Consider the following 12,465-nt stretch of genomic DNA (forward strand, 5'->3'; position numbering starts at 1 on the left):
AAATATGAAGTTGCGGAGAGTTTCGATTGCGCTGCTGAATATAATCCTGTGTGTTTCCATCAGTGCCTGTTCTCTGACGAACCAGGATAAGCCCGTATACGCCGTGAGCGACGATAACGCCACTCAAATCTGTTATCAGGGAACAACCTATCAGATTTCAGCAACCTCTTTGGAATCCGACGAGCTTGGAGGCTGGATCGGTATCATTAAAGAAGCGGTCGTCCTTGACAAAGATTTGAATAATTTGAAACAGGAAAAGTTGGGGACATCGCTTAACGATACCGTCAATGCGATCAAAAAAGATCCTCCCGCCAACGCTTATCTGATCGTACCTTTCCAGAATGTTTACGCGGTGAAGGATTCAGATCACAAAGATACGATTGCCATAGGAATTTCCAATAATTATTTTTATAAGGCTGTTGCCATATCAAAAGGTTCCGAGAATATAGCGTCAATCGACGTCACTCAAGCGAAAGGGATTTCTTTTATCGACGGGCAGTCATGAGCTTTTGCCGTTGGATTTGCTATTTGGAAAATGACTCGGTATACTCGGTATGAGCCTTGAAAGGATGTGAAAGCCATGGCAAAAATACTTGCGATTGACGATGAGCCGGATATTTTATCCGTGATCGAGAGGTCACTCCAAAGGGACAGCCACCTTGTGACAACAGCGTTGTCGACCGACGATATTGAGTCAAACACTTTGAATCATTTTGATTTGATTCTGTTGGATGTCATGATGCCGGGGACGGACGGATTTGCGTTTTGTCAGAAAGTGCGGGATGCGGTGGACTGCCCTATTCTGTTCCTGACCGCGAAAACGATGGAGTCCGACGTGATGGTTGGATTTGGCCTGGGTGCAGATGACTATATCAAGAAACCGTTCAGCACCGGTGAGCTTCGGGCGAGGGTGAACGCGCATCTGCGCAGGGAAACCCGTGAAAAGCGGCATGTGCTGCACGTGTCCGGACTGGAATTCAATCTTGCGGCAAAGGAAGTAACCGTGGACGGGCAGAAGATTCCGTTGACTAAAATCGAGTATGGAATTTGCGAATACCTCGCCCAAAATCATGGGCAGGTATTTACCAAAGAACAAATTTACGATGCTGTCTGCGGATATGACGCGGAGGGCGACAGCTTTACCGTGGCCGTGCATATCAAGAACGTCCGGGCGAAATTGGCTGTATATGAAATGGCTCCGATTTCTACGGTTTGGGGGATAGGATACAAATGGGACTGAAAAGAAGCATGAAGCTCCGAACCTTCTTTGTTCAATATTTGCTTGCCCTATTTATCGGTTTTCTGATGATTATCCTAATTGTGACCGGATTGTTTTTTGTATCGCTACAGTCGGGCTTCATTATTTCCGTGGGTGATGTGGAAGCATCCATTGAAAGCCAGAAGAACGCAATTGCGTCCGCTGAAACCGTCAACGCAGAGTTGATCCCAAACACCTGTAAATATGCTACTGTAAGCACAGAAGGCAAATTTTTGTCAGGAAACATGACCGAAGCCGAAACTTCCGCCGCATGGGATTCGATCCAAAAAGGGCGAAGAAATTCGTGGGGATTTCTCGGAACAGGCTTTATTTCAGATTGTTATTTCCCGATTGAACGGAAGGGCGGGTTCTGCATTGTAGAGTACTCCTCCTTATCCCAATTTTCACCGGCGGTGCTGCGGGAACACCTGCCAGCTCCGGAAATTGTATCGGTGTTGATCATCATCGGCGCATTTTTAGTCGAGATTTTTTTGCTTTCTAAAATCTATGGAAAGAAAATCAGCCGGAAACTGATTCCGCTTGAAAACGCTACGGAAAAAATACGCGGGAAAGACCTCGCGTTTGAGATTCAATACAGCGGCATTAAAGAAATTGATTCCGCGCTGCAATCGCTTGACACGATGAAAGCCGAATTGAAGAATTCTCTGGAAGCACAGTGGAAAATGGAGCAGACGCGAAAAACACAGGTTTCCGCTCTGGCGCATGATTTAAAGACACCTCTTACCGTAATCCGCGGCAACGCGGAGATCCTGGACGATACGAAACAGACAGAAGAACAAAAAGAATGCACCCTCTACATCCAGAAGAACGCCGATCAGATGGAACAGTATATTCAGATGCTGATCGACCTGTCCAAAGTTGAAAACGGATGTCCGCTAAAATTGAAATCTACCGCAACAAGAGTTTTTCTGGACGGCTTATACACGCAGATCAATGCGTTGGCTTCCATGAAACAAATCCGTGTGGAAACAGACGAAACGGATCTGCCGGATACCCTTCGCTTGGACGCTTCCCAAATATCCAGAGCGATTATAAATATTGCTTCTAATGCAGTCGATTACTCTCCGGAATGCGGCACAATCACATTTTCCACGTCCAATGACGGGCAGACAATCTGCTTTCAAATTGCCGATGATGGTAAGGGATTTTCCCCGGCGGATTTGAAAAACGCGACGAATCAGTTTTACCAGGGGGATTCCAGCAGGAGCTCAAAATTTCATTATGGAATGGGTCTGTTTATCGCGGATTCTATCGTGAGGCAGCACGGCGGCACGCTAACCCTTGGAAACAAATCTCCCACAGGTGGAGGAATGGTTATTATTAAGATTCCAATACAGGCACAAGGCACAAAATAAAATACGAGGTACCCGCCAAATAAAAAAAACATGAGTTTGGCGGGTCTATCGTAATGCCTGAATATCGCAGTGTTTCAACCCTCCAATCAATAATGAAGTGGTTTTTCAATATTCCTAAAGTTATGAAAATCGAATATGATTCCGACAAAGGGCAAACCTGCCGAAAAGCAGGGACGCAAAGCCGAGGGTCTAAGGTGCGTAAGCATGATGACAGCCTGGCTACCGTGAAGTGCGTGTTAAACCTGCCCTTTTATGTGACAGGTTTTTTATATGGATCAAAAAATAGAGGCGCCACCCGCCCAACAAAAAAAACGTGAGTTTGGCGGGTCTATTCTTATGCCTGAATAAAACAGTGTACCCTCCAGACTTGCAGGTTTGGAGGGCTTTTCTATGCGCATTCAATATGTCATGAGTTTCAGGCGGCCGCTGCTCGTCAGCGGCCGAGCGTGATGAAGCGGACTACAATCCGCTGCTCATCGCTTTTCTAACCGGTAGCTCGTCAAAAAAAGCCTGTGCTTTTCAACAAAACAGCGCGGGCAGCAATACGAACTATCAGAGCAGGTAAAATATGAAATATTTTACAGGGGAGAACCTGCGGGCAATCATGCTTACAGGTACGCTCCTGTTTTGTTGTCTGTAGCCAGACCGCACTGCCGGGCTCCGCCGCTTGTTCTTCATTTCCGGATTTCAAAATCATTGAAATGGAGGACAAGCCTTATGGCAAAGTATCAGAAAAAGACAGATTACCAAGCGAAATACCCCGGCGTGAGCAAAGAAATCATTGAAGTTTTGGAGAAAAGCGACCGGCAGATGGAATATCTGCAGTATGACATCAAGGTAGAGCGTTGCCAGATCAATTCCGTCAGTGGAACTGTTACATACCTCCCCAGCCGGGAGGACTCCTATGAACGTCTTCTGGAGGAAAACAGGCAGTTCGCCGCCAGTGGCGAAAGTGTAGATGATGCCGCAATTAAAACCGTAATGATCGAAAAAATGCTGACCTGCCTCAAGCAGCTCAGCACGGAGGAACAGGAGTTGATCACCGCTCTGTTTTTCAAAGGCAAAAGTGAACGGCAGTTATCTGCGGAAACAGGCATTCATTTTATGACCATCCATGACAGAAAGATAAAAATCCTCGGAAAATTAAAAAAGATGATGGAAAATTAAAGGTTTTTCCGTGCAACCCCCTCGCTCAACGGGTAAGTAAGTGAGGGGGTTTTTCTATTCCCTCATTAGTTCCTTGAAAATATCATATCCGGCAGCATAAATACATGATCTGTCCGGCCGTGATGAGCGGCAGCGACGATGACGGGCGCGCCAAGACTACCTGCGGATGGGTGACAGACATCCGTCGAACCGATGGCATCGAAGGCGACGAGCGGCAAGGCCTGGTCATAAAACAGCCTGTGGTAGGCTGTCACGCAATGAAACGGACAGTGCCAACGCTACTTCCGTCCAGCCACAGACTCAAGCAATGGGGGCGGCTCGCAGAGATCCTGGGAGAGGTGAGATTCCTATGGCGTTTGCTTAACCGGCAAACCGTTTATGCTGCCGCCCTAGCTTCGGGAAGCAGTGCCGAATAGAAGCGTGCAATCGTTAAAATGAAGAACAAGCTTACTATAGATTTGAGGGACAGCCATGCCCAAACGGCTGTCCCTCGTTACATACAGTGGCGGAGGTGCTCGGCATGAATGTGAGCAGAGGCGATATTTTCTATGCGGATTTGACGCCGGTAGTGGGCTGTGAGCAGGGCGGCGTCCGCCCCACCCTGATTATTCAGAATGACATTGGCAACCGATACAGCCCCACCGTAATCGTTGCAGCCATCACCAGCCGCATGGAGAAAAATCCTTTGCCTACCCATGTACCCCTGACGGGAGAGCGAATCGGACTGCGGCAAAACTCCATCGTCATGCTGGAGCAAATCCGCACCATTGACCGCTCCCGCCTGCGCGCGTATCTGGGCCGCATCGGCGGCGAGTGCCTTCGGAATGTTGACGAAGCCCTGGGCGTCAGCCTGGGGTTTTTTATCAGACAAGCTGAGAGTAAGGAGGAGCAGTATGAAACGAGCATGGCTTTATTGCCGCATAGACGCGCCGGAGGATCGAAGCGGCGCGCTGAAGAAACAGGAAAAACAGCTTTATGATTTTGCGGAACAGTTGGGATATCAAATCGTCGGAGTAAGCGTTGATCTTGATCAGAATACGGAATTGGAGAAGCTGAAACAGGATGCCGACGTAAAACGTTTTGATGCTCTCCTTGTCACTAGCCTGTTCCATATTCATCGTGACCGCAAACAGGCGCTTTGCTATGCGCATGAGTTTCAGCACTTCGGTATAGAGGTAATTTCTCCTCTTGATGGCCGCGTCTCCACAGAGGAGGTGCAGCCATGATTGCCGTTTCTGAGCGTATCTATCTCTCCATGTTCAAGGATGAGCCGGAGGTCCTCACGGTTCCGGAAGCCGCCAAATTGCTGCGGATCGGTATCAATCAGACCTATCGCTTAGCACGGAGCGGCCGATTGGGGAGCATCCGGGTGACTAACAAGATACTGGTTCCCAAGCTGTCCGTTGCAGCGTTTCTGGTCGAAAATAACCCGTGCAGGTTTGTACCGTTTGACACCTGGCTTTCTCCGTCTGAGTGTGGTATTGTGTGTACTGCCGACGGCAGTACCGGAGAAAATCACGCGAAAGGAGAACGGAAATGAAACGAATCACAGGCCGTTTGGCCACGAAAAATCAGAAATGGTACGCCGTGTTAAATTTGTATGACACAGATGGAGTCCGCAAGCAAAGATGGGTCAGTCTTGACCTGGAGGACAAGCGCGGCACGAAAACGGAAGCCAATCACCGGCTCGCCGAGGTATTGGCGCAGTACAATGTTGGGGATTTATACCTGCAGGAAAATATGACCCACGCTGAACGGGAACGCAACCGAATCGCCAATATGTTGGTGGAAAATTATCTTCCGGAATGGCTGGAGCAGCATAAGCCCAATATTTCAAGCTCCACCTACCTGAATTACAAGAGAATGATCAACGGCAGGATGACAGCTTTTTTCAAGCCGATGAAGCTCAAGGTAAAGGAGGTCACCGGCGACGAAATCAACGCCTACTACATGACGATTCGCTCCGACGGGCTGAAGGGCACTACGGCACAGCGCCACCACGCCATGCTGCACAGGGCTTTCCAGCAGGCGGTAAAGCGGCGCATCATTCCCACGAATCCCTGTCTGCAGGCCGACCGGCCCAAATCCGTGCCGTTCATTGGCAGCTACTACAACGCCGAGGAACTGAAGGAGCTTCTGAACTGCGTCGAGGGGGACCCGATCCGCCTGGTCATTATGCTGGCTGCCTACTACGGTCTGCGCCGCAGCGAGGTGCTGGGGCTGAAATGGTCGGCGGTGGATTTCACCGCCAAAACGGTCAGCATCCGGCACAAGATTCTGGAGGAGGAAACCAAGAGCGGCGTTGTGCTCAAGGGCTACGACGTGATGAAAACAAAATCCTCCTACCGCACCCTGCCATTAATCCCTCACATTGAAGAGGAGCTTCTGGCGGAGCAGACGAGGCAGGAGGAAATGCAGAAGGTCATGCGCGGCGCTTACGACAAGAAATATTCGGAGTACATATGCGTGGACGCCTTGGGCGGTCTGATTACCCCACAGTATGTCAGCAGTCATTTTCAAGTCATTCTGAAAGAAAACGGGCTTCGAAAAATACGCTTTCACGATTTGCGGCACAGCTGTGCCTCGCTCCTGCTGGCAAACAATATCCCCATGAAGATGATTCAGGACTGGCTGGGACACTCCGATATGGCGACAACCGCCAACATCTACTCCCACATCGACAGCTCCAGCAAACTGGCCAGCGCCAACATGATTGAAGAAGTGCTTGGGGTAGCCGAAGACGAGGATAATCCGGAGAACGACAAGGACGAAAAACCGGAATAAGCTCTCCGAAGGTTCGAACCCACGCAATGTCGCAGAAGACTTTCACATCTTGCAGTTTTCTTGCAGAAAAAGCCTAGAAAAGCCGTAAATCCGCTTGCTTCGATTTCTGCCAAAGTGGGGGAAGAAATGTGAAAACAGGCATAAAAATGTCCTAAAAGCCCGGAAAGTTCGAACTTTTAGGACAATTGTGGCGGAGAGGATGGGATTCGAACCCATGTGACGTTGCCGTCAAACTGATTTCGAGGCCTACGGTGTCCAAATGGTTATGGGTTCGGAATTTGTCAACCCCCCAACGTAAAACAGTAAACACTTAATTTTTCTTTAAAATATGGTATCCTTTCTTTGTCAAACTGACAAATGAAAGGATGATAATTTGTGCAAAACACACGCAAGTCATCACTCAAAGATCATCTTACAGAGTTCGAACCCAAGGATCAAGGATATTTTCAAAAATCCTCATCTATGGGTTCGAATTTCTCGTGTACGCCATCTGACGTGCCAGTCTATCAATATATGTTGGAATGGCTTGAAACTAGGAAATATGTGCTTCAGCTTTCCACATATAATTCTTACGCAGAGCTAATCAATGGCCGAATCAAAAAATACTATTCCTCAGCCGGATTGACAGTGGCGTCTCTGAAGCCTGCGGATATTCGAGCATTTTACATGGGTATCTTTCGGGATGGCTGCAGCCCGGCCACAGTGATTCATTACCACGTGGTAATGCGCAAGGCCTTTCAGCAGGCTTTCAAGGAAGATATGATTTCATGCAATCCTTTCGATAAAGTAGATAGGCCAAGGGCAGATAAATACCATGCGCGTTTTTTGCATGAAGAGGAATTGGCAATCCTTCTTCAAAATGCAGCAGACGATCCTATGTTCATAGTGATTTATCTTGCCTCTGTTTTCGGTTTACGCAGGAGCGAAGCGCTCGGAGTACGATGGAGCCGTATCGACTTTGATCAAAAACGAATCTTGGTTGATACAAAAGTGATTGAAGTCAAGACCAATGGTAAATCTCAAACAGTTCCCATAGAAAAAATGAAAAACAATTCATCCAGACGTTATCTTCCGCTGACTCCAAATGCGGAGGCGGTATTGCTGGATATACGAAAGAAGATTCAACTTTATCAGATGATGTTCGCCGATTCCTACTCTGCGGAATATGCCGATTATGTTTGTTGTGATCCACTTGGACGGCTTTTTCATCCAGACTATGTGTCGGTTCATTTTAAAGTGATTTTGAAACAGTGCGGATTACCCGATGTTCGGTTTCATGATCTCCGACACACCTGCGCGTCAATCCTGATACAGCACCAAATTCCGTTGATTACCGTCAAGGAATATCTTGGCCATTCGGATATCTCCACTACGGCTAACATTTACATCCATCTGGAGGAACATTCAAAACGGACTGCGGCACTACTGATGGATACAATCTGTCGTCCTGAATGTCAAAGGGCGGCTGTTGGGGGTGCAGAGCATGAGTGAATTTATTTCGGCGGATCAGTTATATAAAATTCTGCATATCAGCAAGCGGAAATTGAAATATCTCTTGGACAACGGATACATCCCTTGTGAAATTCGGAGCTCAAGGACATGGAGATATTGGATTGATAAAGAAACCGTCGAACAGGTACAAAAGAGTCTGGAAGCTAATCCGAACTGTTTCGGGCTACCATCTGGGCTGTTCAACTCCGGGAGGAGTAAAGTACAGAAAAATCCAAGGCTTTGTTTGAATCCCGCTTATTTGGCCGCTTTCAGATCCTGGCTCACAGAAAAGTACCGTACATATCCCGGTGCTCTTACACTAGCACAAGCATCGAAATTGTCACACCTTTCGCCGAACTATATTTTGCTCAGAATTAAGAGAAAAGAGATTTTTGCATCACTTATTGGAACGCGTTATGTAATTTCAAAACGGTCAATTATTGAATATATCTCCTCAGAAAAAGTGATTCTGTCAAGTGTCACATTAAAAATCATGATTAAAGAATTCTCCACATCATCTCAGCTAATATGCAATCAGAATAACAAAGAACAAATAAGCATATAATATCCGCAACAAAAATATAATTTATAAAGTTTTGCGGATATAAACCGCAAAACTGTTTGACTATCTTATATTTGAGGTATAATATAGTAAACAGGAGGTGTATGAAATGATTTTCAGACCTGATTATGTTGAAAAGATAATGGCGTACAAGGATGCGCCGTTTGTGAAAATACTGACCGGTGTTCGCCGCTGCGGAAAATCGACGATCATGAAGATGGTGATGGATGAGTTCCTCAAGTGTGGTATTGAACCGGAGCGCATCATTCATTATAGCTTCGATTCTTTGGAATATGAAGACATGACGGCTAAAAAGCTGTTTACCATTCTGAAGGAGCAACTGTCACCGGACGAAAAAACCTATCTGTTTCTCGACGAGATCCAGGAAGTAAAATCATGGGAAAAAGTTGTAAACTCACTGATGTCTGATTATAATGTGGATATTTATGTGACCGGTTCAAACTCCCGGATGATGTCTTCAGAGATTTCGACCTATCTGACTGGACGATATGTTTCGTTCCGAATTTTTCCGCTCTCGTTTTCGGAGTATCTTGCTTTTCGTAAAGAATACACAACCGTAGGCGACCCGCGCACCGAGCTTGTCCGGTATCTACAATTCGGCGGCTTCCCCGCGATTCATCTTCGGGAATATGCAAGAGAAGAAGCTTATCCTATTATAAAAGACATCTATAATTCCACTATTTTTACCGATATTGTGCGACGCAGTCAGATCAAAAAAGTGGATCAGTTGGAACGGGTGGTCAAATACGTCTTTGATAACGTCGGAAATACCTTCTCGGCATCGTCTATTTCAAATTATTTGAAAAGCGAGCAACGGACGCTGGACAATGAAACGGTTTACAGTTATCTCAGTAAGTTGGAGAGTGCTTATATTTTGCACCGCTGTTCCCGCTATGATATCAAGGGCAAAGAATTGCTGAAAACACAGGAGAAATTTTATCTTGCTGACCCTTCGCTGCGGTATAGCGTTCTTGGTTATACCGCTGACAGCGCAGATGCCATGCTGGAGAATATTGTGTACCTGGAACTTCTCCGCCGGGGCTATGAAGTCTGTGTTGGGAAACTCGATAATTTCGAGATTGATTTTGTTGCTGCAAGGCTTGAAGAGAAAATCTATGTGCAGGTGACAAAGGAAATTAAGTCCGAAAAAACCGCAGAGCGTGAATATGGGCGACTGCTCGATATTCACGATAACTATCCCAAATATGTTTTGACAACGGATGACTATGCAGGAGGAAACCATCAGGGAATCAAAACCGTTCACATTGCTGATTTTCTCCTCAGCGAAGAATTATAGCTGCATTTGGAAGATGAATAACACTCTAAGCATTTGAGGAGAAATGAAAATGATTTACATTACAGGGGACACGCATGGAGACTTCCGTCGTATCGCTTATTTCTGTGACACCATCGAGACAAAGCGTGAGGACATCATGATCATTCTCGGTGATGCGGGAATCAACTTTTACAGCGGAGAAAAAGCTGAACGGCTGAAAAATCAACTGGCAGATATTCCGATTACGTTGTTCTGCTTGCATGGCAATCATGAAAACCGTGCACAGAACATCAGTACTTATAAGGAACAGCAATGGCACGGTGGCACCGTATTTATTGAAGGAAAATATCCGAATCTAATCTTTGCCAAAGACGGCGAAATATACGATATCGACGGTCAGAGGTGCATTGTTATCGGCGGAGCATACAGCGTTGATAAGTTTTACCGTCTTCAGAACGGCTACGGCTGGTGGCCGGATGAGCAGCCATCCGAAAAAGTCAAAGCAACCGTTGAAAAGAATCTGTCCGCTGCCGGGAATACTGTTGATGTTGTGCTTTCGCATACCTGTCCGTTTAGGTATATCCCACGCGAAGTGTTTCTGCCTGGCATTGACCAGTCCACCGTTGATAACTCAACAGAAGAATGGCTGGATACAATAGAAGGAAAGCTGAACTATAAAAAGTGGTATTGTGGGCATTATCATACCGAGAAGTGCATTGATAAGATGCAGTTCTTGTTTGAGCGCATTGATGAATTTAGAGTGTAAAAATGGATATTGACTTCCCCACAGGTGCTTTACATTGAAGTGGGTATACCAGTTGCAGATGATGATGCTATCTGCCAGCTCTGTAAAGAGGCATCCACCACGATTATCGTAACTAAAAATGCAAATGAATATGGTATCCACAATACTGCTGCCGGTGATAATCATATTTGTATCCCTGCATTTGCTTTTCTGTACTTGCTTGGACACGCAGAAAGAATGGATACAAAGGTTTTGAATGAATGCAGTCAATATGTTGATCTCAACATGATGTAGAGAAAACCGTCGCTTACATACAAACGACGGCTTTTTATGCGAAATATGAGTGACAATAAAAGTTATCTGCTCGCTGATTTCTCAGGATGTTGGTAGCACGTGATATTTTTAGAACAATTTCTCGGGTATTAAATTATCCAGCTAGTATGTGACCATAATCCCTTGCAATATGATATACTTTTGTCTGAGGTGAAAATTATGACCGTGGATGAACGCGAGAAACTTTACAATGAAGTTTGGGCAGAGCCAATGACGATAGTTTCCCAAAAGTACGGCATATCAGATGTGGCTTTAAGAAAAAGGTGTATTGCAGCAGGAATACCTGTACCTCCTGCCGGATATTGGGCAAAACTTCGTGCAGGCAAGGAAGTGCAAAAAATTGCTCTTCCGGCGCTTACAAAAGAAAGTAAAAAACATGTTTCCGGTTACGCTATTCAAATTTCAAAAGATGTAAAAGCTTTATCTGACGTCGAATTGCTTTCAGAGGACCCACTATATATTTATTCAATGAAATCCAAAGAACTTATACAGACAATGCGTAATTCAATAATTATACCTTCACAATTAAGAAATCCCGACCGCTTAATTCAAGAACATAAGGACGAAATGAATTACCGAGAGAAGCAGATAAAGCTTAATCCAGGCTACAAAAACAGCCAGTACTGGTTTAGAAATATCTCCACGAAATCAGTAATTGATATTTCTGTCTCATCTGAACAGATCCATCGTGCTTATTTAATCATGGATACTTTGATTAAATCTATAGAGCAGCTTGAAGGACATATAGAAACAGAAAATTACTCAGACAGAGATTATTGTACTTTAAAAATACCGGGTGGTATATGGAATATGTCTTTATATGAAGATAAAACCACTACTGGTAGGCGATACAATTCAACAACTACTTATACAGGATGTCTGAACATAAAACTCCATTCCGGTTGGTATTGCGATGCCAAAGAACTAATATTTTCGGATAATGAAAAATCTCCACTGGAAAATCAGCTGGGAGAAATTATTTACACACTTTTTGATACGGCTAGTAAAGATATGTTAGTTCATGAGCAATCTTCACGCGAATGGGATAGGAAAAGGCAGCAAGAAGAATTAGAACGGAAAAAAGAGCAAAGGCGCAAAAAAGAGCTGCAAAAGCTTGATAGTATTGAAAAGGAAGCTCAATGTTATAAAAGGGCTCAACTGTTGCGCGAATATGCGCAGGCCTTAAAATCGCTATCAGATATATCTGTTGATTCGGAAGTCTCCTTGGAACAGAAGATTCAATGGATATTAGAAAAAGCAGATTGGCTTGATCCTTTGGTACACAAAGACGACTTTATCCTCGGGGTCATGCAGCATACAGAATAACATAAATATTTGATGTTGTCCTTTTTCAAAAAAGTGGCGATAGCATCCATTTTTGCACCATACAGATGGAGGTAATGGGATTATTAATATCATTCTTGAAAAAGCAAAAAAGTTGTTAAAAAACGA

At 45.3% G+C, this 12,465-nt stretch carries 14 protein-coding genes and 1 riboswitch; all 14 genes read left to right on the forward strand.

Going from position 1 to position 12,465, the window contains the following annotated elements:
- Positions 1-4: 4 nt before the first annotated feature.
- The 14 genes from ACLQ3M_RS11340 to ACLQ3M_RS11405 all read left to right on the forward strand — a co-directional run bounded on the left by ACLQ3M_RS11340 (position 5) and on the right by ACLQ3M_RS11405 (position 12,339).
- On the forward strand, positions 5-505 hold the full coding sequence (locus ACLQ3M_RS11340; RefSeq protein ID WP_411677806.1) for a NisI/SpaI family lantibiotic immunity lipoprotein: 501 nt from the start codon (positions 5-7) through the stop codon (positions 503-505).
- A 75-nt stretch (positions 506-580) separates the two neighbouring features.
- Complete coding sequence (locus tag ACLQ3M_RS11345; RefSeq protein ID WP_411677807.1) at positions 581-1,240, forward strand: response regulator transcription factor; 660 nt, start codon at positions 581-583, stop codon at positions 1,238-1,240.
- The gene (locus ACLQ3M_RS11350) at positions 1,231-2,634 is read left to right on the forward strand and encodes a sensor histidine kinase (protein WP_411677808.1); all 1,404 of its coding nucleotides are present in this window, start codon (positions 1,231-1,233) and stop codon (positions 2,632-2,634) included. Before ACLQ3M_RS11345 ends, ACLQ3M_RS11350 begins: the two co-directional genes overlap by 10 nt.
- 140 nt (positions 2,635-2,774) lie before the next feature.
- Positions 2,775-2,861, forward strand: a riboswitch (cyclic di-GMP riboswitch).
- A gap of 490 nt (positions 2,862-3,351) precedes the next feature.
- Positions 3,352-3,801: a sigma-70 family RNA polymerase sigma factor gene (locus tag ACLQ3M_RS11355; protein ID WP_411677809.1), complete on the forward strand. Its 450-nt coding sequence runs from the start codon at positions 3,352-3,354 to the stop codon at positions 3,799-3,801.
- 520 nt (positions 3,802-4,321) lie between these two features.
- Positions 4,322-4,780 (forward strand): type II toxin-antitoxin system PemK/MazF family toxin, encoded by a 459-nt coding sequence (locus ACLQ3M_RS11360; protein WP_411677810.1) that lies wholly within the window; start codon positions 4,322-4,324, stop codon positions 4,778-4,780.
- On the forward strand, positions 4,695-5,027 hold the full coding sequence (locus ACLQ3M_RS11365; RefSeq protein WP_411677811.1) for a recombinase family protein: 333 nt from the start codon (positions 4,695-4,697) through the stop codon (positions 5,025-5,027). Before ACLQ3M_RS11360 ends, ACLQ3M_RS11365 begins: the two co-directional genes overlap by 86 nt.
- A complete protein-coding gene (locus ACLQ3M_RS11370; RefSeq protein WP_411677812.1) occupies positions 5,024-5,341 on the forward strand; it encodes a helix-turn-helix domain-containing protein in 318 nt (105 codons plus the stop codon). The genes ACLQ3M_RS11365 and ACLQ3M_RS11370 overlap by 4 nt, the downstream gene beginning before the upstream one ends.
- Positions 5,338-6,585, forward strand: a complete 1,248-nt coding sequence (locus tag ACLQ3M_RS11375; protein WP_411677813.1) for a tyrosine-type recombinase/integrase — start codon at positions 5,338-5,340, stop codon at positions 6,583-6,585. The genes ACLQ3M_RS11370 and ACLQ3M_RS11375 overlap by 4 nt, the downstream gene beginning before the upstream one ends.
- A gap of 375 nt (positions 6,586-6,960) precedes the next feature.
- On the forward strand, positions 6,961-8,076 hold the full coding sequence (locus tag ACLQ3M_RS11380) for a tyrosine-type recombinase/integrase (protein ID WP_411677814.1): 1,116 nt from the start codon (positions 6,961-6,963) through the stop codon (positions 8,074-8,076).
- Positions 8,069-8,641, forward strand: coding sequence for a hypothetical protein (locus ACLQ3M_RS11385; protein ID WP_411677815.1), 573 nt, complete (start codon positions 8,069-8,071; stop codon positions 8,639-8,641). Before ACLQ3M_RS11380 ends, ACLQ3M_RS11385 begins: the two co-directional genes overlap by 8 nt.
- 106 nt (positions 8,642-8,747) lie before the next feature.
- A complete protein-coding gene (locus ACLQ3M_RS11390) occupies positions 8,748-9,956 on the forward strand; it encodes an ATP-binding protein (protein ID WP_411677816.1) in 1,209 nt (402 codons plus the stop codon).
- A 49-nt stretch (positions 9,957-10,005) separates the two neighbouring features.
- Positions 10,006-10,701, forward strand: a complete 696-nt coding sequence (locus ACLQ3M_RS11395) for a metallophosphoesterase family protein (protein ID WP_411677817.1) — start codon at positions 10,006-10,008, stop codon at positions 10,699-10,701.
- Between the two features lie 39 nt (positions 10,702-10,740).
- Entirely contained in the window at positions 10,741-10,974 is a 234-nt protein-coding gene (locus ACLQ3M_RS11400; protein ID WP_411677818.1) for a hypothetical protein, read from the forward strand.
- 198 nt (positions 10,975-11,172) lie between these two features.
- Positions 11,173-12,339 carry a hypothetical protein gene (locus ACLQ3M_RS11405; protein ID WP_411677819.1) on the forward strand — a complete coding sequence of 389 codons (1,167 nt, stop codon included), beginning with the start codon at positions 11,173-11,175 and terminating at the stop codon, positions 12,337-12,339.
- Positions 12,340-12,465 lie beyond the last annotated feature (126 nt).

This window comes from Caproicibacter sp. (assembly GCF_046707225.1).
Lineage (GTDB): Bacteria > Bacillota > Clostridia > Oscillospirales > Acutalibacteraceae > Caproicibacter.

What these genes read in the sequence shown, in the direction of transcription:
- ACLQ3M_RS11395 (WP_411677817.1), top strand. Translation starts at nt 10,006, where the DNA reads ATGATTTACATTACAGGGGACACGCATGGAGACTTCCGTCGTATCGCT.
- ACLQ3M_RS11355 (WP_411677809.1), top strand. Translation starts at nt 3,352, where the DNA reads ATGGCAAAGTATCAGAAAAAGACAGATTACCAAGCGAAATACCCCGGC.
- ACLQ3M_RS11345 (WP_411677807.1), top strand. Translation starts at nt 581, where the DNA reads ATGGCAAAAATACTTGCGATTGACGATGAGCCGGATATTTTATCCGTG.
- ACLQ3M_RS11365 (WP_411677811.1), top strand. Translation starts at nt 4,695, where the DNA reads ATGAAACGAGCATGGCTTTATTGCCGCATAGACGCGCCGGAGGATCGA.
- ACLQ3M_RS11390 (WP_411677816.1), top strand. Translation starts at nt 8,748, where the DNA reads ATGATTTTCAGACCTGATTATGTTGAAAAGATAATGGCGTACAAGGAT.
- ACLQ3M_RS11360 (WP_411677810.1), top strand. Translation starts at nt 4,322, where the DNA reads ATGAATGTGAGCAGAGGCGATATTTTCTATGCGGATTTGACGCCGGTA.
- ACLQ3M_RS11375 (WP_411677813.1), top strand. Translation starts at nt 5,338, where the DNA reads ATGAAACGAATCACAGGCCGTTTGGCCACGAAAAATCAGAAATGGTAC.
- ACLQ3M_RS11340 (WP_411677806.1), top strand. Translation starts at nt 5, where the DNA reads ATGAAGTTGCGGAGAGTTTCGATTGCGCTGCTGAATATAATCCTGTGT.
- ACLQ3M_RS11350 (WP_411677808.1), top strand. Translation starts at nt 1,231, where the DNA reads ATGGGACTGAAAAGAAGCATGAAGCTCCGAACCTTCTTTGTTCAATAT.
- ACLQ3M_RS11385 (WP_411677815.1), top strand. Translation starts at nt 8,069, where the DNA reads ATGAGTGAATTTATTTCGGCGGATCAGTTATATAAAATTCTGCATATC.
- ACLQ3M_RS11370 (WP_411677812.1), top strand. Translation starts at nt 5,024, where the DNA reads ATGATTGCCGTTTCTGAGCGTATCTATCTCTCCATGTTCAAGGATGAG.
- ACLQ3M_RS11405 (WP_411677819.1), top strand. Translation starts at nt 11,173, where the DNA reads ATGACCGTGGATGAACGCGAGAAACTTTACAATGAAGTTTGGGCAGAG.